This window comes from Pantoea sp. X-Soil-YNGN-844 (assembly GCF_059730595.1).
Map to the genome: position 1 here is coordinate 2,164,784 of NZ_AP036007.1, position 25,652 is coordinate 2,190,435.

21 protein-coding genes are annotated in these 25,652 nt (G+C 55.9%); 11 read left to right on the top strand and 10 right to left on the bottom strand.

Going from position 1 to position 25,652, the window contains the following annotated elements:
* Positions 1-21: 21 nt before the first annotated feature.
* Positions 22-201 carry a con-10 family general stress protein gene (locus tag AC6I8C_RS10150; protein WP_497822398.1) on the bottom strand — a complete coding sequence of 60 codons (180 nt, stop codon included), beginning with the start codon at positions 199-201 and terminating at the stop codon, positions 22-24.
* Between the two features lie 1,113 nt (positions 202-1,314).
* Between AC6I8C_RS10150 and sapC the strand changes: the two genes are divergently transcribed.
* From sapC to AC6I8C_RS10175, 5 genes are all read left to right on the top strand, one after another.
* A complete protein-coding gene (gene sapC, locus AC6I8C_RS10155; protein WP_098050422.1) occupies positions 1,315-2,205 on the top strand; it encodes a putrescine export ABC transporter permease SapC in 891 nt (296 codons plus the stop codon).
* The gene (sapD, locus tag AC6I8C_RS10160) at positions 2,206-3,201 is read left to right on the top strand and encodes a putrescine export ABC transporter ATP-binding protein SapD (protein ID WP_013357992.1); all 996 of its coding nucleotides are present in this window, start codon (positions 2,206-2,208) and stop codon (positions 3,199-3,201) included.
* Between the two features lies 1 nt (position 3,202).
* The gene (gene sapF, locus AC6I8C_RS10165) at positions 3,203-4,006 is read left to right on the top strand and encodes a putrescine export ABC transporter ATP-binding protein SapF (protein ID WP_013357993.1); all 804 of its coding nucleotides are present in this window, start codon (positions 3,203-3,205) and stop codon (positions 4,004-4,006) included.
* Positions 4,007-4,147: 141 nt separating this feature from the next.
* On the top strand, positions 4,148-4,936 hold the full coding sequence (gene fabI / locus AC6I8C_RS10170) for an enoyl-ACP reductase FabI (protein ID WP_010244547.1): 789 nt from the start codon (positions 4,148-4,150) through the stop codon (positions 4,934-4,936).
* A 217-nt stretch (positions 4,937-5,153) separates the two neighbouring features.
* Positions 5,154-6,266, top strand: coding sequence for a CMD domain-containing protein (locus tag AC6I8C_RS10175; RefSeq protein ID WP_497822399.1), 1,113 nt, complete (start codon positions 5,154-5,156; stop codon positions 6,264-6,266).
* Between the two features lie 6 nt (positions 6,267-6,272).
* On the opposite strand, the gene AC6I8C_RS10180 is transcribed toward AC6I8C_RS10175, so the two are convergent.
* The 4 genes from AC6I8C_RS10180 to AC6I8C_RS10195 all read right to left on the bottom strand — a co-directional run bounded on the left by AC6I8C_RS10180 (position 6,273) and on the right by AC6I8C_RS10195 (position 11,552).
* Positions 6,273-7,169, bottom strand: coding sequence for a LysR family transcriptional regulator (locus tag AC6I8C_RS10180; protein WP_497823333.1), 897 nt, complete (start codon positions 7,167-7,169; stop codon positions 6,273-6,275).
* A gap of 199 nt (positions 7,170-7,368) precedes the next feature.
* Complete coding sequence (locus AC6I8C_RS10185) at positions 7,369-8,091, bottom strand: YoaK family protein (RefSeq protein ID WP_497822400.1); 723 nt, start codon at positions 8,089-8,091, stop codon at positions 7,369-7,371.
* 143 nt (positions 8,092-8,234) lie between these two features.
* Entirely contained in the window at positions 8,235-9,779 is a 1,545-nt protein-coding gene (locus tag AC6I8C_RS10190) for a methyl-accepting chemotaxis protein (RefSeq protein ID WP_497822401.1), read from the bottom strand.
* Positions 9,780-9,965: 186 nt separating this feature from the next.
* Complete coding sequence (locus AC6I8C_RS10195) at positions 9,966-11,552, bottom strand: PTS transporter subunit EIIC (RefSeq protein WP_497822402.1); 1,587 nt, start codon at positions 11,550-11,552, stop codon at positions 9,966-9,968.
* Between the two features lie 261 nt (positions 11,553-11,813).
* On the opposite strand from AC6I8C_RS10195, the gene AC6I8C_RS10200 reads away from it, so the two are divergent.
* The 5 genes from AC6I8C_RS10200 to pdeR all read left to right on the top strand — a co-directional run bounded on the left by AC6I8C_RS10200 (position 11,814) and on the right by pdeR (position 20,862).
* On the top strand, positions 11,814-14,117 hold the full coding sequence (locus AC6I8C_RS10200; RefSeq protein WP_033783232.1) for an FdhF/YdeP family oxidoreductase: 2,304 nt from the start codon (positions 11,814-11,816) through the stop codon (positions 14,115-14,117).
* A 112-nt stretch (positions 14,118-14,229) separates the two neighbouring features.
* A complete protein-coding gene (locus tag AC6I8C_RS10205) occupies positions 14,230-16,164 on the top strand; it encodes an exoribonuclease II (protein ID WP_497822403.1) in 1,935 nt (644 codons plus the stop codon).
* A 200-nt stretch (positions 16,165-16,364) separates the two neighbouring features.
* Positions 16,365-18,434: a carbon starvation CstA family protein gene (locus tag AC6I8C_RS10210; protein WP_033732806.1), complete on the top strand. Its 2,070-nt coding sequence runs from the start codon at positions 16,365-16,367 to the stop codon at positions 18,432-18,434.
* Entirely contained in the window at positions 18,427-18,717 is a 291-nt protein-coding gene (locus tag AC6I8C_RS10215) for a YbdD/YjiX family protein (protein WP_013358002.1), read from the top strand. The genes AC6I8C_RS10210 and AC6I8C_RS10215 overlap by 8 nt, the downstream gene beginning before the upstream one ends.
* Before the next feature lie 159 nt (positions 18,718-18,876).
* Positions 18,877-20,862: a cyclic di-GMP phosphodiesterase gene (gene pdeR, locus AC6I8C_RS10220; RefSeq protein ID WP_150010298.1), complete on the top strand. Its 1,986-nt coding sequence runs from the start codon at positions 18,877-18,879 to the stop codon at positions 20,860-20,862.
* Positions 20,863-20,874: 12 nt separating this feature from the next.
* On the opposite strand, the gene AC6I8C_RS10225 is transcribed toward pdeR, so the two are convergent.
* The 3 genes from AC6I8C_RS10225 to araD form a co-directional block, all read right to left on the bottom strand.
* On the bottom strand, positions 20,875-21,741 hold the full coding sequence (locus AC6I8C_RS10225; protein ID WP_003853843.1) for a crotonase/enoyl-CoA hydratase family protein: 867 nt from the start codon (positions 21,739-21,741) through the stop codon (positions 20,875-20,877).
* Positions 21,742-21,886: 145 nt separating this feature from the next.
* A complete protein-coding gene (gene kdgT / locus AC6I8C_RS10230; RefSeq protein ID WP_266307655.1) occupies positions 21,887-22,870 on the bottom strand; it encodes a 2-keto-3-deoxygluconate transporter in 984 nt (327 codons plus the stop codon).
* Positions 22,871-23,087: 217 nt separating this feature from the next.
* Complete coding sequence (gene araD, locus AC6I8C_RS10235) at positions 23,088-23,786, bottom strand: L-ribulose-5-phosphate 4-epimerase (protein WP_497822404.1); 699 nt, start codon at positions 23,784-23,786, stop codon at positions 23,088-23,090.
* A gap of 348 nt (positions 23,787-24,134) precedes the next feature.
* Between araD and osmB the strand changes: the two genes are divergently transcribed.
* Positions 24,135-24,350, top strand: coding sequence for an osmotically-inducible lipoprotein OsmB (osmB, locus tag AC6I8C_RS10240; RefSeq protein WP_003853848.1), 216 nt, complete (start codon positions 24,135-24,137; stop codon positions 24,348-24,350).
* Between the two features lie 78 nt (positions 24,351-24,428).
* On the opposite strand, the gene yciH is transcribed toward osmB, so the two are convergent.
* A complete protein-coding gene (gene yciH, locus AC6I8C_RS10245) occupies positions 24,429-24,752 on the bottom strand; it encodes a stress response translation initiation inhibitor YciH (RefSeq protein ID WP_266307654.1) in 324 nt (107 codons plus the stop codon).
* Entirely contained in the window at positions 24,752-25,471 is a 720-nt protein-coding gene (pyrF, locus tag AC6I8C_RS10250; protein WP_497822405.1) for an orotidine-5'-phosphate decarboxylase, read from the bottom strand. Before pyrF ends, yciH begins: the two co-directional genes overlap by 1 nt.
* Positions 25,472-25,652: the final 181 nt, after the last annotated feature.

The window sequence follows — 25,652 nt, forward strand, 5'->3', positions numbered from 1 at the left end:
CGGCCTGAGCAGAAGATCAGATTATTCAGACTTACATCCGCCGCTGTGGCTATTCAGGCCACCTTTCTTGCCGGCTTCTGAAGCTTTTTCACGGTCACTAGCGAAATTACCTCCGCTATTCTGTCCACCTTTTTTACCCGCTTCAGATGCTTTCTCAGGGTTTTCTGCAAAATTACCTGAACCACCACGATGTTCGGCCATGATATCCTTCTGGATAACTCTATTTATAGATGGCAACCAGTATAAATAAGTTATACCGGCCATAGTCGTGTTGCAATATTTATTCCAGAAGCACCCCTGATGTTTGCAAGCGCACCCGGAAAGACCCGGCAATTAAAACCCTTCAAGCGAAACGCACCCATAAAAAATAAGCCAGCCGACAAAGGTGAAGTGTTAAGAAAAACATAATTTTAAGGTGACGACATAAAAACACAAACTATCAGAGCTATTAATTAAATATTACGTTTATATAAAAACCATAAAACATACACTTTGAATATTACTCACCGCTTTTTCTCACCCACATCAAAAACCGCTTAAAAATCGCAGTTTTTTATTTCATCAGCGTTCGCTACCGTCATCAGGGTTCACACATGGATCCTTTTGCCCGAGTGCTCTGACAGTGGCTGACAGCGGCTGACCGGATTCGATTAACATCACTTATCCCTGTCCGTTTGCATGGCACGCTGTAGCGACGGTAACGGCGGCAAGGTATCCGACAGACCCGTTTCTGACCTGAGCGAACGGCTTTCTTCCCATCACGTTACTCTTAATCATTTGATTCACTCCCCTTTGCCCCAGGACCGGCTGAATAGGATCCAGGAAGTTTTGCTGATTTATGTGAGTCTTAACGTTCTGTCGGATTTGCCACCATTTTTGCAGCCTGTCATGGAACACCTGATGGCCCGGATTGTAATTCTTTGTAACCCAGCGCCGAAATTGCTGAAGCCGTTTCCTTGCCTGTGACGGGGATCTCGACGGATAATCCCCTATAGTCAGCTGAACGGGCTTACCCTACCAGCAATAACGGTTGAAAATGTCACTTCGCCAGTAAGGGAGAGGCTGACATGCAGGCTGGACGAGTTCGGGAATACCTTCGTTTTATCGCGGCGCTTTACTGTGTCTGGTTTCGATAAGCGACAGGTACATTCTTTCTGCGTATTCGCAAAGGCGTACACAAACCCTGTAAATTAAAGCTGTTCAGAGTTTTCAATGACAAAGCAACATAAAGCAGACCCACGGGGCAAGTAACTAAAATGACTGATTTTTCTGAAGCAATATTGCCCGGCCTTAAGGATAGTAAAGTGAAAACGTATGCCCTCCGATAATATCTACGCCGAAAAACGCCTGCCCAGCGCGTTTCGTCAGAGCTGGCATCATTTCTATGGCAACCCAATTTCGATGGTCGGCCTGTATGGCTTTGGCGCACTGATGCTGCTCTGCCTGTTTGGCGGTTTCATGGCACCCTATGGTATCGATCAGCAGTTCCTGGGATATCAGTTGCTGCCACCGTCATGGTCGCGCTACGGCGATGTCTCATTTTTCCTTGGCACCGACGATCTGGGCCGGGATGTTCTGAGTCGCCTGCTGAGCGGTGCCGGTCCGACGGTGGGTTCCGCGATTCTGGTGACGCTGTTCGCTACGCTGGGCGCGCTGGTGCTGGGCGTGCTGGCGGGCATGACGCACGGCATTCGCTCGGCGGTGATGAACCATGTGCTGGACACCCTGCTCTCTCTTCCGTCGCTGTTGCTGGCGATTATCGTGGTGGCGTTTCTCGGGCCGCGTCTTGAGCATGCACTGCTGGCGGTCTGGCTGGCGCTGATGCCACGTCTGGTGCGCGAAATTTACAGTGCCGTGCATGATGAGCTGGAAAAAGAGTATGTGGTTGCCGCACGCCTGGACGGTGCCAGAGGTCGTAATATTCTGCGCTACGCCATCCTGCCCAATATTCTGCCGCTGCTGATTACCGAAATTACCCGCGCGCTGTCGATGGCGATTCTGGATATTGCCGCACTCGGCTTTCTTGACCTGGGCGCGCAACTGCCTTCGCCGGAATGGGGCGCGATGCTGGGCGATTCGCTGGAGCTGATCTACGTTGCGCCCTGGACCGTGATGCTGCCCGGTGTAGCGCTGATGGTCAGCGTACTCATTGTTAACCTGCTCGGTGACGGCATCCGTCGCGCCGTCGAAGCGGGAGTGGAATAAATGCCGTTACTTGATATCCGTAATCTGACCATTGAATTTATGACCGCTGACGGGCCGGTCAAAGCGGTCGATCGCGTCAATCTGACGCTGGGCGAAGGTGAAGTCCGGGGGCTGGTCGGTGAATCCGGCTCCGGTAAAAGTCTGGTCGCCAAGGCTATCTGCGGCGTGACCAACGATAACTGGCGTGTGACGGCCGATCGCATGGTGTTTGATGATGTGGACCTGCTGCGTCTCTCCCCGCGCGAGCGCCGTCGCATTATCGGGCATAACGTCTCGATGATTTTTCAGGAGCCGCAATCCTGTCTGGATCCCTCCGAGAGCATTGGCCGTCAGCTGATGCAGGTTATCCCGCGCTGGACGTATAAAGGCCCCTGGCTGAAACGCTTCTGGTTCTGGCGCAAAACCCGCGCTATTGAACTGCTGCATCGCGTCGGCATTAAAGATCATAAAGACATCATGCGCAGCTTTCCCTATGAGCTGACCGAAGGCGAATGCCAGAAAGTGATGATTGCCATTGCGCTGGCTAACCAGCCGCGTCTGCTGATTGCCGATGAACCTACCAATGCGATGGAACCGACAACGCAGGCGCAGATATTCCGCCTGCTGAGCCGCCTGAACCAGAATAATAACACCACTATTCTGCTGATCAGCCACGACCTGCGCACCATGAGCCAGTGGGCGGACCGTATTAACGTGATGTACTGCGGTCAGACGGTGGAAACCGCTCAGAGCGAAGATTTAATGAGCACGCCACATCATCCTTATACGCAGGCGCTGATTCGGGCGATGCCCGATTTTGGCCGCGCGCTGCCGCACAAAAGTCGTCTCAATACGCTGTCAGGGGCGATCCCATCACTGGAGAGCCTGCCGATAGGCTGCCGCCTGGGGCCACGCTGTCCTTACGCGCAACGTAAATGTGTCGAAACGCCGCGCCTCACCGGCAGTAAAACACATCTCTTTGCCTGTCATTTCCCGCTGAATATGGAGGGCCAGTAATATGGAGACCCTGCTGGAAGTGCGCAACCTGAGTAAAACTTTTCGCTATCGCACTGGCCTGTTCCGCCGTCAGCACGTTGAGGCAGTAAAGTCTGTCAGCTTTACCTTGCGCGAAAAACAGACGCTGGCGATTATCGGTGAAAACGGTTCCGGCAAGTCCACGCTGGCGAAGATGCTCAGCGGCATGATTGCCCCCACCGAAGGTGAGATTCTGATTGACGACCACCCGCTGACCTTTGGCGATTACGGCTATCGCAGTCAGCGCATCCGCATGATTTTTCAGGATCCCTCAACCTCACTGAATCCGCGTCAGCGCATCAGTCAGATTCTGGAATTTCCGCTGCGACTTAATACCGAACTGGATGCAGAAGCGCGCGAGAAACGTATTATCGCCACCCTGCGTCAGGTGGGATTACTGCGCGATCACGCCGGATATTACCCACACATGCTGGCACCTGGACAGAAACAGCGTCTGGGTCTGGCGCGCGCGTTGATCCTGCAGCCTAAAGTGATTGTGGCCGATGAAGCGCTGGCCTCGCTGGATATGACCATGCGCTCCCAGCTGGTAAATCTGATGCTGGAGCTGCAGGAGAAACATGGAATCGCCTACATCTATGTCACCCAGCATCTGGGCATGATGAAGCACATCAGCGATAAAGTGCTGGTGATGCATCAGGGCGAAGTGGTCGAGCGCGGCGGCACGGCTGATGTGCTCGCCTCCCCGCTGCACGATCTGACACGGCGCCTGATCAGCAGCCATTTTGGCGAAGCACTCAGTGCCGAAGCCTGGCGGCGCGAGCGCTGATTTTTGCTGCATATCGCGGAAATTGCGGGCCGATTTACCTGATTTATGAGAGACGTGCTAGAATCCGCACGTCGATTAACGTCGGTCGCTTACTTTTTAACCATGCGGCCGCCAACTACAATGACCATAAGGATTACAGCTATGGGTTTTCTTTCCGGTAAGCGCATTCTGATTACTGGCGTTGCCAGTAAACTTTCCATCGCCTACGGTATTGCACAGGCGATGCACAAACAGGGCGCAGAACTGGCTTTCACCTACCAGAACGACAAGTTAAAAGGTCGTGTGGAAGAGTTTGCTAAAGATTTGGGTTCAGACATCGTGCTGCCATGTGACGTAGCCGAAGATGAGAGCATCAAATCTCTGTTCACTGAACTGGCAAAAACCTGGCCGAAATTTGACGGTTTCGTTCACTCTATCGGTTTCGCCCCTGGCGAGCAGCTGGTTGGCGACTACGTGAACGCCGTTACCCGCGAAGGCTTTAAAATCGCGCATGACATCAGTGCTTACAGCTTCGTCGCGATGGCCAAAGAGTGCCGCGAGATGCTGAATCCACACTCTGCGCTGCTGACCCTCTCTTACCTGGGTGCTGAGCGCGCGATTCCGAACTACAACGTAATGGGTCTGGCGAAAGCGTCGCTGGAAGCGAACGTGCGTTACATGGCGAACGCCATGGGCCCGGAAGGTGTGCGTGTTAACGCCGTTTCTGCCGGTCCAATCCGCACCCTGGCTGCATCAGGCATCAAAGATTTCCGTAAGATGCTGGCACATTGCGAAGCGGTTACCCCGATTCGCCGTACCGTCACCATTGAAGATGTCGGCAACTCAGCAGCATTCCTCTGCTCTGACCTGGCTGGCGGCATCACCGGTGAAGTGGTACACGTTGATGGCGGCTTCAGCATCGCCGCAATGAACGAACTGGAACTGAAATAAGTTCTGCAAGGGCGAGCCTGGCTCGCCCTTCTCTTTATGCCCATCCTGCCCTTCCCGCCTGATTTCGCTGCCGTTATACCGTAACGCTATTAATTATCACCTATCAATCTTTTGCCCCGGACTGGCCATCAGCGACGATAAGCCTGCCCTTCGGTTTATGCGCATTTTCAGATTCTGCCGCCTGCATGCCGAACCCGAATTTGCAAAAGGATTGATCATGGAACAACGCCGCTATCCAGGCCATAACCACTGGTTTTACGAGAGCCAGACCAGTCCACGTACCACGCAGGCCGCACCGCTGGTGCCAGAGGCCGCCCATATCGATGACCGTTTTTTGCTGGGATGCCACGCCAGTGACGCCGTAGTGCAGTCACTGCTGCGCACGCATCAGCCGGCTCTGCTGGCGGCGCGCGATCTGGCACAGCTGCTGTTCCCCGATCGCGTTGTCACCTCGCTGACGCACACCTTAACGCTTTATGACCGCCTCAGCACCGCGCTGACCGTGGCGCAGGTCGCGGGTGTGCAGCGGTTGTGTAATCACTACTCTGCCCGCCTCAATCCGCTGCCTGGCCCTGACTCTTCACGCGAGAGTAATAATCGCCTGACTCAGATTACGCAGTATGCGCGCCAGCTGGCGATGCAGCCTGAGCTGATCGGTGCCAGCGCCATCACCGCCCTGGATGCGGTCGGCCTGACCGAACCCGATATTGTGACGCTGAATCAGCTGATTGGCTTTGTCAGTTATCAGGCGCGCGTCGTCGCCGGATTACAGGCGCTGCAGGCCCAGCCGGTACGCTGGCTGCCCGGTAGCACCGCACCACCTGATGCAGATTCCACTGGTTTTGACCAGCCAGCCCACTGGCAGCCGGTGCTGAAGCCGCTGGAGCTGCGGTATGCCAGTGCAGAGCAGCTCGCTGCCGTTACCCGTTGTCAGACGCTGCCCGGTATGCAGGACGCGGTATGGCTGCTGGCCCATGACCCATCGGCGCTCTATGGCTGGGCGCAGTTGCGTCAGCATCTCTCACAGGAAAACACCCTGGCGGAAGCGACAGCCGCCCGTATTCTTGGCAGCCGCTGGGCGTTCCGGCTGCTGGCCGGGAATGAGGTTTTGATTGAGGGTGTCGATGACACGAATTTAAAAGGAGAAGAGCAGCAGATCGTCGCGCTGTCGGCGCAGCTGACCCGTTCACCCGAGCGTTTCAGTGCGGCCCATCTGCAGCCGCTGATGGAAGCCGGCTGGGAACCTGAGGCGCTATTCGCGCTGATTCAGAGCGTAGCGATAGGCAACTGGAACAGTCGCCTGTTTTACGCGCTGGGCGAGGCGCAGTAGCCTGAGCTAGACCGGCAACTGACCGCGCGCTTCGTCGAAAAAGTGCTGTGCCAGCGGAGTGGCACGGCCAGGCTCAGCTATCACCAGCGCCGCCTGGCGCGCCATCGGCGGCAGCGTAATGCCGCGCTGCTGTAACCCCTGAAGTGATGCGGGCAGCAGATGACCCACCGGCGAGACCAGCAACCCCAGACCGACCTGAGCACACTGCATCAGCTGCATGATTGAGGCGCTCTCCACGATAACCCGCGGCACCAGCGCCGCCTCGCGAAAGGCCATATCAAGATAGCGGCGGAAATAGCGTGTTGGCTCTGCCAGGCAGAGCGGCTGTTGTGCCAGTTCGTCCAGCGTCAGCGGGGTTTCTCCCACCAGCGCCGGGAAGTGGTCAGGATGGAATACGGCTTCAACGCCGCGATCGGCCAGCATCTCAGTCTGGAAATGAAGCTCCCGCAGCGTCGCCATCTCAAAAAAGCCAATGCCGACATCCACAGTGTGGCTGTTAAGCGCTTCCAGCAGCTGATCAGCACTGAGTACCGCAATGCGGTAATCGAGCTGGGGATAACGCGCCTGCACGGCTTTCAGCAGCAGCGGCAGTGCCACGCTGCACTGCGGCACCACGCCAACCCTCAGTGTGCCGTTTACCCCATGTTTCAGTGATTCCACTTCCAGCTTCAGCCCCTGATAGACCGAAACAATTTCCCGCGCCCACGCCAGCACGCGATCGCCCTCTGGCGTAAATCCGGCAAAGTTATTGCTGCGGTTAATCAGCGGCAGGCCCAGCTCGCGCTCAAGATTTTTCAGGCGCATGGAGAGGGTTGGCTGTGTAACAAAACTGGCTTCCGCGGCCCGGCCGAAATGGCGTTCCCGCTCCAAATTACACAGGTAAATAAGTTGTTTAATGTCGATGTTAATTATCCATCAGCAGGTTTAAGACTGTTCGCGTGACTGTCTCAATGGCAGTATCAACCAGAGTATAAGGCTCAATGTTACCCTGCGCGGGCTATGATCTTTTAACCGCACGGATCATCGGCGCAATCGGGACAAATAAATCAGAGCTACGCGCGACGGTTATCTGAAACGCAGCGATAACCGCAAAATCACCGTTTCAAACCCTTTGGTTTACTGGCTTAGTTACCAGGGCATTCAGCGCCAGGCAGATTAACCCGAACCCTATGGGCAACAGAAAATCGTAGCCGAGCAGTCGGTAAAGCCCGATGCCGGCTACGCCGCCTGCAAGGAAAGACAGCAGGGTCAGACTGTGCAGCCGCAACCGCCCCGGCCAGAGCGGCGCATCTTTCGGTGAGGCTTTACGCCGCAACACTTCAAACAGCATCGCCAGCTCAATCCCGATATCAGTCGCTGTGCCGGAGATATGGGTGGTGCGAACCCGGGCATTGGAGATCCGCGTGACCACCGCATTCTGCAGCCCCATTAAAAAGCTCAGGCTCATGATCAACACCACACCGGGCGACAGCGGCGGAAAGTGATTCTCAATCACGCCCAGCGTCATCAGCGCGATGCCTTCAATCAGAATAACGAAGGCATAGATAGTACGGATATTCCTGCGGTGCCCGGCATTAATTATCAGCGTTGAAAACATGGAGCCCGCAATAAACAGCAGCACGATCGACAGAAAAAACAGGCCAGGCACCAGGTTCGCTTTTGCCAGATGATCGGACAGCAGCGAGACATTCCCGGTCATGTTAGCTGAAAAGAAACCGACAATCTCAAAGGCGGCGGTATTCAGCGCGCCTGCGGCAGCGGCCAGCGTGCAGGCCAGTCGGGTATCGGCGCTGTTGCTGCGGGCACTTTCTGTGCTGATTAGCATGACAACCCCGTGTTCAGTGGAAAGCCGTATAATCCGCCCATTATACCTCAGCCACAAGGCGCTGAATCAAACATGCTCTTCTCTGCCAGACGAGACTCATCACAGCATTCCGCGCTGCATAGACGCAGCGCGGAAGAAACCAGTCAGCTGTTTGCCAGGCGGAAAGTCGAGACCGACTGCGTCAGGTACTGCACCTGCTCTTCCAGTGAGGCCGACGCCGCCGCAGATTCCTGCACCAGCGCCGAGTTCTGCTGGGTCACGCTGTCCATCTCGGTAACCGCCTGCTCAATCTGACCGATGCCGCGACTCTGTTCATCAGACGCGGTAGAGATATGCTCCATCAGCAGATTCACGCGGCTGACCGATGAGATAATGGCACTCATCGCCTCGCCGGTCCGGCTGACCTGGTCTGAGCCGGCGTGAATGATGGAGACCGATTCTGCAATCAGCCCCTCAATTTCTTTCGCGGCGGTGGCGCTGCGCTGGGCCAGGTTACGCACTTCTCCTGCAACGACCGCAAAACCACGTCCCTGCTCACCCGCACGGGCGGCTTCGACCGCCGCGTTCAGCGCCAGAATGTTAGTCTGAAAAGCGATGCTATCGATAACGGTAGTGATCTCTTCAATCTTCTTCGAGCTGGCATTAATCAGCGCCATCGATGTCACCACTTCCTGCGAGACTTTTTCGCCGCTTTCCGCGTTTTTCACCGCTTCACTGGTCAGACGGCAGGCTTCAAACACGTTTTCAGTGTTCTGTTTCACCGTTGCGCCCAGTTGCTCCATGCTGGCTGCGGTTTCCGTCAGCGCAGCGGCCTGCTGTTCAGTGCGCGAGGCGAGATCGATGTTGCCCGCAGCAATTTCCTGCGAGGCGGTAGAGACTGAGCGGGTTGAATCACGCACCTGAAGAATAATGGCGGTCAGCGCGCTGCGCATCTGCTCCAGCGAACCCATCAGCATGTGAATTTCACTGCGTGAACCCGGTTTCACCGGCACGGTGGCATCCAGCACGCCCGCCGCAATCAGCTTGCAGTGCTCCTGCGCTTCATTGATTGGCGAAAGGACATAGCGCTTCATGAAGATGTAAATGGCGATGATGATGCCGAAAAACAGCACGCCAAACAGACCCAGCAACGTAATACCAGAGGTGAAGTGACTCTGTGCGTCGCTGTTGAGCTTTTTGGCGTAGGTTTCGTGCTGGGCCAGAACACGGTCCAGAATAATTTCATACTGACGATCCAGACGAACCACGGTCGGGATCTGATTTTTAAAACGCACCTGATCGTGCGCCTCTGCTGCATCAATCAGCGGCTGCAACCCCTGCTGACGATAGGCCTGATAAGCCTGGCTGTAGGCATCTGCCTCCGCCTCTTCGCCCGGCAGACGCGGCGCATTCATATAGGCCTGGAAGGCGGCATCGGCTTTACCCGCCACCGTCCGCACGCTGTCCAGCGTGGCGGGATTGCTGGCATCACTGCCCTCAATCTCCTTCATATACTCCATCAGGCGGACACGCAGCGTACGGCTGTGGTTGATCGGGTCAATGACCGAGAGCACCACGCGAATCTCTTTGTTGACCGCGTTCAGGGAGTGATTGCTCTGAATCAGCAGCCACGTACTGATTGCCACGCTGGTAAGAAACAACGCCAGCAGGAAGGAAAAGATAATCAGGGAGGACTTTTTTAACGACATTGCAACATTCCGATAATAAACAGGGTTAGTCGCTATATCGGCAAAAAGGTGCGCCCCATTAGGGCTGTACTTTTTTTAGTTACAATAAGCGGAACGGCAGTGTTCAGTATATGAGCAGGAAGAGGTGCTAACCGCCTGCGGGCGCCGGACGGTTAGCGAAGTAATCAAGTCTGAAGAGAACTGTCGTTACGCGACACCTAGCGCCATTTTCACTTCGTTAGCGATCTTCTCGACCTGAGGACCGTAGATCACCTGAATGTCATGCTCGCTGACGCGATTAACCCCGTTAGCACCGGTACTCATCAGCGTCTGATCGACCACCTGATTCATCTCTTTGACCCGCACCCGCAAACGGGTAAAGCAGCAATCGACATCCTCGATATTGGCCTGCCCGCCCAGTCCGCTGATAATCACCTGCGTCCGCTCATCCGCAGCGACCTGTTGCGGTTTCTCATCCTCCGACTCCCGGCCCGGCGTTTCGACATGCATCCGGGTGATCACCAGCCGGAAAGCGTAGTAGTAGATCGGTGCATAGACCACGCCCAGCGCCAGCGTCCACCACCAGTGGGTTTTCGCGCCGCCCAGCATGCCGAACACCACCAGATCGATAACGCCGCCCTGCACGTTGCCGATCATCAGGTGCAGCATCGACATCAGCATAAACGACAGACCGGTCAGGAAAGCATGCAGAAGATAGAGCACCGGCGAGACAAAGATAAAGCAGAACTCCAGCGGCTCGGTAATCCCGGTGGTAAATGAAGTCAGCGCGCCCGCCATTACCAGCGCTTTGACCCGCTGCTTATGTTCGGGCCGCGCGGTGTGATAGATCGCCAGCGCCGCAGCGGGCAGACCAAACATCATCACCGGAATCTTGCCCTGTGCCAGAAACTGCGTGGCGGTGCGCAGCGTCTCATCGGGTATTGATCCCGGATGGGTCAGCGAGGCATTGAAAATGTTCAACGCACCGACCACCGTCTGACCATCGACCACCGCCATGCCGCCAATTGGCGTGAAGCGCACGGTTTCGTTGAGGATATGATGCAGGCCGGTGGGGATCAGGATGCGTTCAAAGGCCCCCAGCAGAAACGCGCCATACTGGCCGCTTTTGCCAATCATCTGACCTATCCAGGCTATGCCGTCGCCAATGGTCGGCCAGATCAGCGCCAGCAGCACCCCAACTAAAGGCAGGCAGACCACGGTGACAATGGGCACAAAACGCCGTCCGCCAAAAAAACTGATCGCGGTTGGCAGCTGCTGGGTATAGAAACGATTGTGCAGCGCCACCGTGATCAGACCGGCCATCACCCCGCCCAGCACACTCATGTTGTAGGTGAAAACGCCCAGCATGTTGATATATTCCGCCGAGGTCATCATGGCGGTGGTCTGATCCATTCCCGCCTGCTGCAGCGCGGCGGGTGTAGTGGAGGCTGCCGTAATCCCTTTCGCCGCCAGCGTGGCGCTGATACCAACGTTCATCACGATATAGCCAATCACCGCGGCAAAGGCGGCGGTAGGTTTTTCCGCTTTCGCCAGTCCGATGGCGCTCGCCACTGCAAAGAAGACCGGCAGGTTGGCAAACAGCGCCCCGGCGACCTTGCGGATAAATCCAATGATTAACTGCGGCACCTGCATCTGCGCAAACGCCTCGCCGGTCACCGCCGGGTTCTGCATCGCCGCCGCCAGCCCGAGAAAAATACCCGCGGCAGCGATGACCGAGATTGGCATCATCAACGCTTTGCCAAACGCATGGATCTGGCTGGTCAGCTGTTTCATGGAGTCGCGCCCTCTCAGATAGTGAACAGCAAGTATTAGCCTGTTGTGGGGAGAACTCTCGTTATCAGCCGGTTAAAGGCGGGTAAAATCTGACCACCATCACAATTCTGGCCGATGCACGATAAACGCCAGCTATCGCACCATTAAGTCAATCAATTAGACAAGGTATGAGGATAGCTGCAGACTTTGTTTCACCATCAGGATATAACCTGATAACAAACACCAAACAATAATTCCTACTATAAAAAGCCTGCACTCAATATGAAATTTAAACGCCAAATCAAACCCTACCGCGCGGCTGCGGGCGGCTGGGGTTCACTGGAAGCCACCACGCGTTTCGTTCTTGACAGCAAAGCGGCCCTGAAAAATATGCGCAATCTGATGCGCATGAACAAAGCACGCGGTTTTGACTGTCCGGGCTGCGCCTGGGGTGATGACAATAAAAGTACCTTCAGCTTCTGTGAAAACGGCGCCAAAGCGGTGACCTGGGAAGCGACACGCCGCATGGTCGACAGCGATTTTTTCGCTAAGCACAGCGTGACAACGCTTTATACCCAGAGTGACTACTTCCTGGAGTATCAGGGGCGTCTGACCCATCCACTGCGCTACAATGCGGAAACCGACCACTACGAGCCGATCAGCTGGGATGATGCCTTTGCACTGATCGCGCAGCACATCAAGGCGATGGACCATCCGGACCAGATGGAGCTTTACACATCCGGTCGCGCCAGCAATGAAGCCTCCTGGCTTTATCAGCTGTTTGGCCGCCTGATGGGCACCAATAACTTCCCTGACTGCTCCAACATGTGTCACGAAGCCAGCGGCACCGGGCTGAAGCGCAGTATTGGCGTCGGCAAAGGCACCATCCGCCTGGATGATTTCGACCACGCCGATGCCATTTTTGTCTTCGGGCAAAACCCTGGCACCAACCATCCGCGTATGCTGCACAGCCTGCGTCACGCTGCCGATCACGGCGCGAAGATCGTCACCTTTAATACCCTGCGTGAGCGCGGTCTTGAACGTTTTGCCGATCCGCAGAAACCGCTGGAAGTGGTAACCTCGAAAGCCGGCAACATCAGCTCCTCCTATTACCAGCCGAACCTGGGCGGTGATATGGCGGCGGTGCGCGGCATGGTAAAATCCCTGCTGGAGACCCATCGTGCGCGTCTGGCCGCCGGTGAAAGTGGCCTGTTTGATCAGACCTTTATCAATGCCAAAACCAACGGCATTGAGGCCTATCTCGACGCGGTGGATAACACCAGCTGGATGCAGATTGTGGCGCAGTCTGGCCTGACTCAGGCGCAGATCCGTGAAGCGGCTGCCATCTACCAGAGCGCTGACCGCGTGATCTGTACCTGGGCAATGGGCATCACTCAGCATAAGCATTCGGTTGATACGGTTCGCGAAATCACCAACCTGCAACTGCTGTTTGGCCAGCTGGGCAAAAAAGGCGCAGGCCTCTGCCCGGTTCGCGGTCACAGTAATGTGCAGGGCAACCGCACCATGGGTATCGATGAGAAACCGGCCAAAGCCTTCCTGGATGCGCTGGGTAATCATTTTGGTTTCGAGCCACCGCGTGCGCCAGGCCATAACACCGTTGAAGCGCTGAACGCGATGCTGCGTGATGAAGTCAAAGTGCTGATCGCGCTGGGTGGCAACCTGGCTGCGGCTGCGCCGGATTCACCACGCACCGAAGAGGCGCTGTCACGCTGTGGTCTGACCGTCCATATCAGCACCAAACTGAACCGCAGCCATCTGGTGCCGGGTCACGAAGGGCTGATTCTGCCAACGCTGGGTCGCACCGAGCGCGATACCCAGGCAACCGGTAATCAGTTCATTACCGTGGAAGACTCTTTCAGCATGGTCCACGCCTCTGAAGGTATCGGTATTCCGCTGGCGGAAACACAGCGTTCAGAGACTTCGATTGTTGCGGGTATCGCCCAGGCAGTGCTGGGTGATGAGAAAGTGAAATGGCGCGAGCTGGCGGGTGATTACAACCTGATCCGTGAGCACATTGCCGCGACGATTCCGGGCTTTGCCGACTTCAACGCCAAATGCGATATCCCGGGTGGTTTCTATCTGGGTAACGCGGCAGCAGAGTTGCGCTTTAATACACCAAGCCAGAAAGCGGAGTTCAACGCGTCGGCGCTACCGACCTCGCTGTTCCCGACGCTGGATCAGGACGTGCCATTTACGCTGCAGACGCTGCGTTCCCATGACCAGTACAACACCACTATTTACGGCCTTGATGACCGTTACCGTGGCGTGTTTGGTCAGCGTGAAGTGGTGTTCATTAACCCGGACGATATGGCAGACCTGGGCTTCACCGAAGGCCAGAATGTTGATATCGAAACGCTGTGGAATGATGGTATCACCCGTCGCGTCAGCGGCTTCAAACTGGTTCCCTACAATATTCCGCGCGGTAACCTGGCGGCTTATTATCCGGAAACCAACCCGCTGGTGCCGCTGAACAGCTTTGGCGATGACAGCGGTACACCGACCTCTAAATCGGTGCCGGTGAAGCTGGAACTCTCTGAGGCACTGGCCGATCAGCGCATCGCCTGATAGCGCCTTCGCCACTCCCTGAAAAGCCGGTTCGTCCGGCTTTTTGCCTTGCCGCGCGGCGTCGATTCGCGTAAAACTGTCAGCCGCAATCAGCCAACGAAACGTAAAAATTATGTTCCAGGATAACCCGCTGCTCGCGCAGCTGAAAGAGAAGCTCCATTCGCAAACGCCTCGTGCTGAAGGCGTCGTTAAAGGCACCGAAAAAGGCTTCGGCTTTCTGGAAGTCGATGCGCAAAAAAGTTACTTCATTCCGCCACCGCAGATGAAGAAAGTCATGCATGGCGATCGTATCACCGCCGTGATCCACAGCGATAAAGATCGCGAAAGCGCTGAGCCGGAAACCCTGATTGAACCGTTCCTGAGCCGCTTTGTTGGCCGGGTGCAGAAAAAAGACGATCGCCTGTCGATTGTGCCGGATCATCCCCTGCTGAAAGATGCCATTCAGTGTCGCCCTGCGCGCGATGTCAGCCATGCATTTGAAAATGGCGACTGGGCCGTGGCGGAAATGCGTCGCCATCCCCTGAAGGGCGACCGCGGCTTTTATGCCGAACTTACCGATTTTATTGTCAAAGCTGATGACCATCTGGCGCCGTGGTGGGTGACGCTGTCGCGTCATAACCTTGAGCGTGAAGCGCCTGACGTCAGCTTTGGCGAGATGCTGGATGAAAATCTGACGCGTGAAGATCTGACCGCGCTGGATTTTGTCACTATTGATAGCGCCAGCACCCAGGATATGGATGATGCGCTCTATGTGGAAGCGCAGGATGATAGCACCCTGCGTCTGACCATCGCCATTGCTGACCCGACCGCCTACGTGCCGGAAGGCAGTCAGCTCGATAAGCTGGCAGCGCAACGCGCGTTTACTAACTACCTGCCGGGCTTCAACATTCCGATGCTGCCGCGCGAACTCTCTGATGATGTCTGCTCGCTGCGTCCGAATGTGCGCCGTCCGGCGCTGGCCTGCCGCGTCACAGTGGCCGCCGATGGCACCTTAAGTGATGACGTCGAGTTCTTTGCGGCCTGGATTGAGTCCAAAGCAAAGCTGGCTTACGACGACGTCTCAGACTGGCTGGAAAACAGCGGCAGCTGGCAGCCGGAGAGTGAGGCGATTGCGGAACAGATTCGTCTGCTGCACCGTCTCTGCCTGGCGCGCAGCGAATGGCGTCAGACCCACGCGCTGGTGTTTAAAGATCGTCCGGACTACCGCTTCCTGCTGGGTGAAAAAGGCGAAGTGCTGGAGATCGTGGCTGAACCTCGCCGCATCGCTAACCGCATCGTTGAAGAGTCGATGATTCTGGCGAACGTCTGCGCGGCGAAAGTGCTGCGTGACCGTCTCGGCTTTGGTATCTATAACGTCCATGCCGGTTTCGATGCGACCAATGCTGAGCAGGCCGCCGCCGTGCTGGCCAATCACGGTATTACCGTGGATGCACAGGCGATCACCACGCTGGACGGTTTCCGCGTGCTGCGTCGTGAGCTTGATGCCCAGCCAACCCAGTTCCTCGACAGCCGCATCCGTCGTTTCCAGACCTTCGCGGAGATCAGCACCGAGCCAGGCCCGCACTTCGGCCTGGGTCTGGAGGCGTACGCCACCTGGACCTCACCGATTCGTAAGTTCGGCGACATGATTAACCATCGTCTGCTGAAAGCGATTATTCGCGGTGAGCAGATTGCCCGCCCGGATGATGCCGTAACGGTGACGATGAGTGAACGCCGTCGCCTGAACCGGATGGCGGAACGTGATGTCGGTGACTGGCTCTACGCCCGTTATCTGGCCCCGTTTGCGGGCACCGACCATCGCTTCAGCGCTGAGATTATCGATGTGTCGCGCGGCGGTATGCGCGTTCGCCTGGTCGAGTTTGGCGCCGTCGCCTTTATCCCGGCACCCTTCATTCACGCCGTGCGTGATGAGCTGGTGCTCAGCCAGGAAAATGGCAGCGTACAGATTAAAGGTGAAGTGGTTTACCGCGTGACTGACGTGATTGATGTGACCATCGCCGAAGTCCGTATGGAAACCCGCAGCGTTGTGGCCCGTCCTGCCGTCTGAACACGGCGTGTTTAAGCGATAAATCTGGCGGTATAACTTCGGTTATCCCGCCTGTTCCCGCCCCGTCCGCGTTACAAAAACGTTAAATTTGTACCCCGCTTCACACTTCTCCACTGATTAACTTTCACTTACATTCCATTACATTAAGTTTAACTCGTTGTTTTCGATCGCCTTCCCTCGGTCCCTACAAGGAGTTAGTCATGAAAAACGTCAAAACCAGTGTCATCTGGTTAGTGGTGGCGTTAATCGGCGCAGGCGCTTTCGCCATGCTGGCCCTCAGCCGCGGCGAACACGTCAACGCAGTCTGGCTGGTGATAGCCGCTGTCGCCTGTTACAGCATCGCGTATCGCTTTTACAGCCTGTTTATCGCCCGCAATATCTTCGAACTGGACGATCGCCGGATGACTCCCGCCGAGCGGCTGAGCGACGGACTCGATTATGTCCCGACCAATAAATGGGTGCTGTTTGGTCATCACTTTGCGGCTATTGCCGGTGCCGGTCCGCTGGTCGGTCCGATTCTGGCGGCGCAGATGGGCTTTCTGCCGGGCACCATCTGGATTCTGGTCGGCGTGATGCTTGCGGGCGCGGTACAGGATTTCCTGATCCTGTTTATCTCTACCCGACGTGATGGCCGCTCGCTGGGCGAGATGGCGCGGCAGGAGCTGGGGGCGTTTGCCGGTGTGGTGACGATGCTCGGCGCGCTGGGCGTGATGATCATTATCCTGTCGGCGCTGGCGCTGGTTGTTGTGAAGGCGCTGGCGAACAGTCCGTGGGGACTGTTTACCATCGCGGCCACTATTCCCATTGCGCTGTTTATGGGCGTTTACATGCGCTTTATCCGGCCCGGTAAAATTGCCGAAGTGTCACTGATTGGCTTTGTGCTGATGATGGCGGCGATTATTTATGGCGGTGACGTGGCACAGCATCCTTACTGGGGCCCCTTCTTTACCCTGAAAGGCACCTCGCTGACCTGGGTACTGGTGATTTACGGCTTTATTGCTTCGGTGCTGCCGGTCTGGCTGCTGCTGGCACCGCGCGACTACCTTTCGACCTTTCTTAAAATCGGCGTGATTGTCGGGCTGGCGGTGGGCATTGTCTTTGCCATGCCGGAGATGAAAATGCCAGCGGTGACCAAATTTATCGACGGCACCGGCCCGGTCTTCTCCGGTGCGATGTTCCCGTTCCTGTTTATTACCATCGCCTGCGGCGCGATCTCCGGTTTCCATGCGCTGGTCTCCAGCGGCACCACACCAAAACTGGTGGAGCGGGAAAGTCATATCCGCTTTATTGGCTATGGCGCGATGCTGATGGAGTCGTTTGTGGCGATCATGGCGCTGATTTGTGCCTCGGTACTGGATCCGGGCGTCTACTTTGCCATGAACTCACCCGCCGCGCTGATTGGTACCACCGTTGAAAGCGCGTCACAGGTGATCAACGGCTGGGGCTTTGTCGTGACGCCAGAAATGCTGAGCGGCATCGCCCGTGACGTGGGTGAAGGCTCGATTCTCTCCCGCGCAGGCGGCGCGCCCACTTTCGCCGTAGGTATGGCTCACATCATTACCGAGATCTTTAACAGCCGCGCGATGATGGCGTTCTGGTATCACTTCGCCATTCTGTTCGAAGCGCTGTTTATCCTGACCGCCGTCGATGCGGGTACCCGCGCCTGCCGTTTTATGGTGCAGGATCTGGTGGGCACCGTGGTGCCTTCTCTGGCGAACAACCGCTCCTGGCTGGGTAACATGGCGGGCACCACCGTCGCGGTCGCGGGCTGGGGCTTCTTTGTGTATCAGGGCGTGGTCGATCCACTGGGCGGCATCAACACCCTGTGGCCACTGTTTGGTATCGGCAACCAGATGCTGGCGTCGATGGCGCTGATTCTTGGCACCGTCGTGCTGTTCAAAATGAAAAAGCAGCGCTACGCCTGGGTGACTATTCTGCCCACCGTCTGGCTGTTTATCACTTCGATGACCGCGGGCTGGCAGAAAATTTTCCACGAAAAACCGTCCATCGGCTTCCTGGCCCAGGCGAATAAGTTCCGCAAAGGGCTGGATGAAGGCGTGATCATTGCGCCGGCAAAAAGCGTGGCGGATATGCAGACCATCGTGTTCAGCAATCAGATTAATGCGGCGCTGTGCGCCTTCTTTATGCTGGTGGCGGTCACAATGCTGGTCGCCGCGTTCTTTGTAATTCGTCGTGCGCTGAACAGTACAGTGCCAACCACCAGCGAGACGCCGGTGGCACTGCGCAACAAGGCGGTGCGTCATGTCTGATGCCATTCATCAGGGCCATCGTCCACAGGGTGAGTGGCAGATCATCCGCTGCCACCTGACGGCTTCGCCGATGCCGCAGGCCCTCAGCTGGCGGGGATTCTGGCGCGGTCTGCAACAGTGCTTCCGCTTAATGGTCGGGGTCCAGGATTATCAAAAATATCTGCAGCATATGCGTCTGCATCATCCCGACCAGCCGCCGATGAATGAGCGCGATTTCCATCGTTATTGCCTTGACGCCCGCTTCCCCAGTCAGGCGGGTAAACTGGGTAAATGTCCCTGTTGACCGCACGCTACAGCCCCGCGCCGCCGGGGCTTTTTTGTGCCATTCTTATCTGGATGGAAAAATATATTTGGTTTGCATCTTGTGCTGGCGTCAGATGATGAATACTGTTGCTAAAATAATGAGATAACGCCTGCAGAGCACTTCCCGGAGGAAGTTTCCATGACCGATGAACACGGGCAAACGTTGTTGTACACTCTTTTTGGTACAACCAGCCCTCATTGGCGTCTGACCGCGGACAGCGATGCGTTGCATTTTGCCGAAGATGAGTCATCACAAACCAATATCGCCCTGCCGCTGACCCCCGGCCAGGCCGCAATGATCCGCGCGATGCCGGTCATCACCTCAAGCATCAATCTGACTATGACCCTTCAGGGCATTGATGTGCCGATGCATTTTGTCGGACGTAAAGTGAATCAGGCTTCATGGGCCGGCACCGCCTCCGCCTGGGGCGATACGTCTGCAGTTGCCCGCGATTTAACCCTGGGGCTGTCTTTCGCTGAACAGGTGGTTTCTGAAGCTAATTCGGTGATTGTAATCCTCGATCAGCGCGGCAATATTCAGCGTTTTAACCGCCTGAGTGAAGAATATACCGGCCTGAATGAGCACGAGGTTATTGGCCGTAACGTCTTTCAGCTTTTTATGACCAAACAGGAAGCCTCACAGTCACGACGCAACATTGCGGGCTTCTTCCGTGACGGTAACTCTTATGAGGTTGAGCGCTGGGTCAAAACCAAAAAGGGTCAGCGACTGTTTCTGTTTCGTAATAAGTTTGTTCACAGCGGCAGTGGCAAAAATGAAATTTTCCTCATCTGTTCTGGCACAGACATCACTGAGGAGCGACGCGCCCAGGAACGCCTGCGGGTGCTGGCAAACACCGATACGGTGACCGGTTTACCCAATCGCAACGCCATTCATCAACAGATTAGCCTGGCGCTGGAGCGATCCGAGGGGGATGAAACCGGCGTGGTTTATCTCGACCTCGATAATTTTAAAAAAGTGAACGACGCCTACGGTCATATGTTCGGCGATCAGTTGCTGCAGGCAGTTTCACTCGCCATCCTCAGCTGTCTGGGTAAAGACCAGACCCTGGGCCGTCTGGGTGGCGACGAATTTGTGGTGCTGGCTGAGCACACCAGCCAGGCTGCACTGGAAGCGATGTCTTCCCGCATTCTTGAGCGTCTGCGTCAGCCTTTCCGTATCGGGCTAATCGAAGTTTACAGCGGCTGTTCTATTGGCATCGCTTTCGCGCCGCTGCATGGCGACGATCGTGAGAGCCTGATTCGCAACGCGGACACCGCGATGTATCACGCCAAAGAGAACGGGCGCGGCAAGTTCTGCGTATTTGCGGCAGAGATGAACCAGCGGGTCTTTGAGTATCTGTGGCTGGATACTAACCTGCGCAAGGCGCTGGAACTGGATCATCTGCTGGTGCACTATCAGCCAAAAATCGACAGCGACGGCCAGGTCCGCAGCGCTGAAGCACTGGTGCGCTGGAACTCACCAGAGCGTGGTCTGGTCTCGCCCGCTGACTTTATTCCCTATGCTGAAGAGTCAGGGCTGATTGTGCCGCTGGGACGCTGGGTCATGCTCAACGTGCTGAAGCAGATTATCGCCTGGCGTGAGCAGGGTATGTTTCTGCGCGTCGCCGTCAACGTTTCGGCCCGTCAGCTGATTGATCAGAGCATCTACACTGACCTGAAACAGGCGCTGCACGAGGCTAATATCACCGACTGCCCCATCGATATTGAGCTGACCGAAAGCTGCCTGATTGAGAATGAAACTGAAGCGCTGAAGCTGATGAAGCAGTTTCAGGAACTGGGCGCACAGGTGCACCTGGATGACTTTGGCACCGGTTACTCCTCGCTTTCTCAGCTGGCACGCGTGCCAATCAATGCCATCAAACTCGACCAGAGCTTTATCCGCGATATTAACAAGCAGCCGGTTTCACAATCGCTGGTGCGTGCTATCGTCGCCGTCGCCAAGGCGCTCGATTTGCAGGTAATCGCTGAGGGTATTGAGACCCCGGATGAAGAGAAGTTTGTCCTCAAAAGTGGTGTCGATGGGCGTCAGGGTTACTATTACGCAAAACCAATGCCCGCGGAACAATTTGGGCATTGGCTGGCTAAGCATCCTGCCCGCGTTTAACGCTGGTTAAGATTAACCCGCTTTACGCAGTGATGCGCTGTGGCGGTTTTGTAACTGTACCAGGCGTTCCATATAAGCAATATCTTTGGGTTCGATAGTGAAGGCATAATCAACCCAATCCTCAGTGATATCCATCAGCTCAGCGCGTGACAGTTGCAGCACGCGCTGACGCGCTTTCAGCATCGCCCGCACGCCATTGAGCTTAGGCCGTAACGTATCGATAAAGGTGCGTGTGGCGCGGTAGCTGTCGCCAGGCTGGAAGACTTTATCCACCAGTCCGCGCGTCTCATACCACTCCGCGCTATGGGACTCCCCTTCACAGATTAACTCCTCTGCCAGCTTCATGCCGGAACGACGCGCCACCAGCGAGTAGCCACCCATGCCAGGAAACAGGTTAAAGGCAATTTCCGGGAAGCCCATCCGCGCGTTGTTCTGCGCCAGAATGAAGTGATGCGCCAGCGCCGCTTCAAATCCACCGCCCAGCGCACTGCCTTCAATCATTGCCAGCGTCACCGCGCCAGTGTCGAAACCGCGTGCTGCTGAATGGATGCAGTCCACACAGGCTCGGGCATAGGCTCGCAGCGCCTCACGGCGGTTGTTGCGAATGCACTCGACGAAGAAGCGCAGATCGCCACCGGCGTTGAACATCTGCGGCACCAGTGAGCCGGTGACCCAGAAATCGATTGGCAGACCGGAGCGCTGAGCGGCATAGCTCAGGTTCATGATCTCCTCAATCAGTTCGTGGTTGAAGCTCGGACGGGGCTGAGCGCGCAGCATCATCCACATGGTACGACGCCCTTCTTCGTAATAGGCAACTAACTGCGTGGTGTTGCCGACTTCGGTAAATAATCTGCACGTTGCTTGGTTAATAACTGTCATTGTCTCATCCTCTGTTTATATTTTGATGCGTTAAATACGCCACATCAGCGTAATGCAGAGTGAGGCCAGACCAAATGAGAGATTGATTTACAACACAAAATCCAGAGTGATCCCCGACTGGCGCGTCGGGGATTGATTAGGCGGGTTACTTAATAGCGGCACGCTGCCCGACGGCAACATGAAGACGCTTAAGACGTTTTGAATAGATGGCGGTGATGATGGGCACCAGCACAGAGGTCACAATCACGGACGTGGCAACCAGCGCTGTGGCTGCCGGGGCAACCGGTTTAAACTGCGGCAGCATTTCGGCAATCAGCACCGGTGTGGCCACCGCCGCGCCTGCCGTACTGGATGCGGCCACGCCAGCCGTGCCATCTCCCCCGCCAATCAGCCGATCGGCCAGAATAAGCGGGATGCCGGTAATGATGATGACGGCTATGCCCAGCATGATGCCCAGCAGACCGGTTTCAGCAATCACCCCAAGGTTAATGGTGTTACCCAGGGCAAAAGCGAAGAAGGGAATCAGCGTATGTACCGCTTTTCCAAAGAAGTCGCGCAACTCCGGATCAAGATTCCCTAATGCAAATCCCACCACAAACGGCAGGACTGCGCCGACGAACACGTGCGGCTCGAATGAGGCGATGCCGGCGGTGCCCAGAATCACCATGGTCATTAATGGCCCGGACTCCAGCGACATCAATACAAAGGCGCCCGCTTCCTCTTTCGAACCGTACTGTTGCATGATGGAGGCATAAAGACCGCCATTGGTCATATCCATCGCGGCGACCAGCGCCAGCGTCGATAAGCCAGCAAACATCCCCACTTCTACGCCATTTTCCGGCATCACCCGCGAGGCGATCGCCGCTACCACCCATGCCACGGCAATTTTGGTAAGTACCAGCGTGCCTGATTTACGCAGTACCGTTCCGGTGGCGCTGAGTTTTATCGACGCCCCCATGCAGAAGAACCAGACGGCCAGGATGGGCACGGTGCCGGTCATCAGACCGTTGGTGAAAGAACCGAAATATTTCCCGGCCCCCGGCGAGAACGTATGGCAGAGTGCACCGATAAACAGCGGTATGAGCATCATGCCGCCCGGAATTTTATCTATTGCCCGTTTGATGTGCATATGAATGTCACCTTTGCTATGCCAGAGGGTGGAACTGGAAGTGCCCGAAGGCGATGCAGGCAAAGTAGTGACTTGAGGTGACCAAAACAGTGATCGATTCGATAAATTGAAACACTGTTTTATTTTTGTTGATAAGTTGTTTTGTTAACTATGATGCGGATCGCCATACCAGTCTCAAAGAGACCAAAAAAAACGGGACGCTATTGCGTCCCGCCTGTTATTTCTGGCCATACCAGGCATTCTCGCCATGCTTTCGCAGATAGTGCAGGTCAAGCAGCGTCTGATTGATAGGCGGGAGGTTAGCGGTCAGCTGCTGGCTGAACAGACCCATATAAGCTACCTCTTCCAGCACAACCGCGCTGTGCACGGCGGCGTGGGCATCTTTCCCCCACGCAAAGGGGCCATGGGAGTTGACCAGTACCGCCGGGATCGCCGAAGGTGACAATCCGCGCTGTGCAAAGGTTTCGATAATCACTTCACCCGTATTCCACTCGTACTCGTGCTGAATCTCTTCATTGCGCATTGCGCGGGTACAGGGGATCTCGCCATAGAAATCGTCAGCGTGAGTGGTTCCCCAGGCTGGGATCGGTCGTCCAGCCTGCGCCCAGATGGTTGCATGCCGCGAATGGGTATGGACAATGCCACCGACTTCCGGCCAGGCGAGATAGAGCGCGCGGTGCGTTGCCGTGTCTGATGAAGGGCGTTTATCCCCTTCCACTACCTCGCCACTCGCCAGATCGACGACCACCATGTCGTCGCGCTTCATCACGTCATAGCTTACGCCAGACGGTTTAATCACCAGCAAACCCTGTTCGCGATCAACCGCGCTGACATTGCCCCAGGTGAAAGTCACCAGGTTATATTTGGGTAAATCCAGATTCGCTTCCAGAACCTGCTGTTTAAGGTGTTCCAGCATGCCTTTTCTCCTGCTGACAATCGTCCCTGAATTTTGCGGAGTCAGACGCCAAAGGGTTATGGAGCAAATGGCTATAAACGCAGAAGGAATGGCTGTGAATCCAAAAATGTGTCGTGATTTAAGAATTTTCTATCTTCGGAATTTATCCAGAATGCTTAGAATCTTCTCAGGCAATGCGTGGACCTGTCGGGTCCGGCATTGTGCCTCACCCGCTACAAACGGTTTGTCCATGGTGATCACATTTCGATGCCGTCACGGATGCGGCAATGATGCGACACAAGCGGGCTGAGGAAATATCGGAGCTATACTAAGAGTGTTGCCTCTGTGAGCACATCAAAGGAGAAGTGTATGACAACAACAATGAAACGAATCACTGCCGTTGTACTGGCGACCACGTTAGCTGTTGCACTGAGCGGCTGTTCTAACTGGTCTAAACGTGACCGCAACACCGCGATTGGCGCGGGTGCGGGCGCAATTGGTGGTTCAGTATTGACCAATGGTAGCGCACTCGGCACAGTCGGCGGCGCCGCTGTCGGTGGTATTATCGGTCATCAGGTCCACTAAGGACCTTATTAAAAGAATAATCGGCTACGCTAAGCATCTGCATGACAATCGGGCTACTCTGGTAGCCCGATTTTTTATTCAGCCACCCGCCAGCTTGACCTTCATCCCTTTGGCTTCCAGCAGCGTTTTCAGTAAATCGCGTTTATCGCCCTGAATTTCAATAACGCCCTCTTTTACCGAACCGCCACAGCCACACTTCTTTTTCAGTTCAGCTGCCAGCAGCGTCAGAGCCGCATCATCCAGGTCGACGCCAGTGATCAGGCAGACGCCTTTGCCCTTGCGTCCGCTGGTCTGACGCTGGATCCGCACAACACCATCCCCTTTTGGCCGTTCCGCTTTTGGCTCAGGCTGCGTGATGCGCCCGCTGTCGGTTGAGTAAACCAGTGGATTGTCATTCGCCATTATTGTGTCTCCAGACTGTTCAGGATCGCCTGCAGGGCGGCGGCGGGATCGGCGGACTGCGTAATCGGACGCCCGATAACCATGTAGTCCACGCCCGCCTGCTTCGCCTGTTGTGGTGTCATGATACGACGCTGATCGCCGGCATCACTGCCTGCCGGACGAATCCCCGGCGTGATCAGCGCAAACTCATGACCCATCGCCTGTTTGAAGCGGACCGCTTCATGTGCGGAACAGACCACACCATCCAGTCCGCACGACTGAGTCAGCTTCGCCAGTCGCTCTGCCTGTTCAGCGGGGGAAAGCGTAATGCCCAGCTCTCTGAGATCGTCGGCATCCATGCTGGTCAGTACGGTCACCGCAATCAGCAGCGGCGCATCTTTACCAAAGGGAAGCAGCGCCTCGCGCGCCGCATTCATCATCCGCGCCCCGCCGCTGGCATGAACGTTGACCATCCAGACGCCAAGATCGGCCGCGGCAGCCACGGCATGCGCGGTAGTGTTAGGAATATCATGGAATTTAAGATCGAGGAACAGCTCAAAGCCGCGCTGCTGCAGAGTGTTAACCAGCGAGGGACCAAACAGCGTAAACATCTCTTTGCCCACTTTCAGGCGGCAACTGCGGGGATCGATCTGGTCGACGAAACGCAATGCGCTGTCGAGATCATGATAATCCAGCGCTACCAGAATCGGCGAAGCGGTCACGTTGTGGGGTGAAGGCATGGCATTTCCTCTGCAGTGAGCACCCGCAGGCGCGATTGACAAACGGCAAACATTCTACCTGCGGTGTCTGGCCATCACAATCGCCATTGCCCCTCTGCCTGGCAATAAATACACCTTTGCTGAAGTCTGCTGATTATTTCTTTTATAGTATGTTGTAACTATTATGGGTGATATTAATTCA

Bases quoted from the DNA above. Each gene is read 5' to 3' on its own strand.
- pyrF (WP_497822405.1), bottom strand. From the start codon at position 25,471: ATGCCTTCACCCCACAACGTGACCGCTTCGCCGATTCTGGTAGCGCTG.
- AC6I8C_RS10175 (WP_497822399.1), top strand. From the start codon at position 5,154: ATGGAACAACGCCGCTATCCAGGCCATAACCACTGGTTTTACGAGAGC.
- AC6I8C_RS10185 (WP_497822400.1), bottom strand. From the start codon at position 8,091: ATGCTAATCAGCACAGAAAGTGCCCGCAGCAACAGCGCCGATACCCGA.
- yciH (WP_266307654.1), bottom strand. From the start codon at position 24,752: ATGGCGAATGACAATCCACTGGTTTACTCAACCGACAGCGGGCGCATC.
- AC6I8C_RS10205 (WP_497822403.1), top strand. From the start codon at position 14,230: ATGTTCCAGGATAACCCGCTGCTCGCGCAGCTGAAAGAGAAGCTCCAT.
- kdgT (WP_266307655.1), bottom strand. From the start codon at position 22,870: ATGCACATCAAACGGGCAATAGATAAAATTCCGGGCGGCATGATGCTC.
- AC6I8C_RS10210 (WP_033732806.1), top strand. From the start codon at position 16,365: ATGAAAAACGTCAAAACCAGTGTCATCTGGTTAGTGGTGGCGTTAATC.
- AC6I8C_RS10195 (WP_497822402.1), bottom strand. From the start codon at position 11,552: ATGAAACAGCTGACCAGCCAGATCCATGCGTTTGGCAAAGCGTTGATG.
- AC6I8C_RS10215 (WP_013358002.1), top strand. From the start codon at position 18,427: ATGTCTGATGCCATTCATCAGGGCCATCGTCCACAGGGTGAGTGGCAG.
- AC6I8C_RS10150 (WP_497822398.1), bottom strand. From the start codon at position 201: ATGGCCGAACATCGTGGTGGTTCAGGTAATTTTGCAGAAAACCCTGAG.
- araD (WP_497822404.1), bottom strand. From the start codon at position 23,786: ATGCTGGAACACCTTAAACAGCAGGTTCTGGAAGCGAATCTGGATTTA.
- sapD (WP_013357992.1), top strand. From the start codon at position 2,206: ATGCCGTTACTTGATATCCGTAATCTGACCATTGAATTTATGACCGCT.
- AC6I8C_RS10225 (WP_003853843.1), bottom strand. From the start codon at position 21,741: ATGACAGTTATTAACCAAGCAACGTGCAGATTATTTACCGAAGTCGGC.
- sapC (WP_098050422.1), top strand. From the start codon at position 1,315: ATGCCCTCCGATAATATCTACGCCGAAAAACGCCTGCCCAGCGCGTTT.
- pdeR (WP_150010298.1), top strand. From the start codon at position 18,877: ATGACCGATGAACACGGGCAAACGTTGTTGTACACTCTTTTTGGTACA.
- sapF (WP_013357993.1), top strand. From the start codon at position 3,203: ATGGAGACCCTGCTGGAAGTGCGCAACCTGAGTAAAACTTTTCGCTAT.
- AC6I8C_RS10190 (WP_497822401.1), bottom strand. From the start codon at position 9,779: ATGTCGTTAAAAAAGTCCTCCCTGATTATCTTTTCCTTCCTGCTGGCG.
- osmB (WP_003853848.1), top strand. From the start codon at position 24,135: ATGACAACAACAATGAAACGAATCACTGCCGTTGTACTGGCGACCACG.
- AC6I8C_RS10200 (WP_033783232.1), top strand. From the start codon at position 11,814: ATGAAATTTAAACGCCAAATCAAACCCTACCGCGCGGCTGCGGGCGGC.
- fabI (WP_010244547.1), top strand. From the start codon at position 4,148: ATGGGTTTTCTTTCCGGTAAGCGCATTCTGATTACTGGCGTTGCCAGT.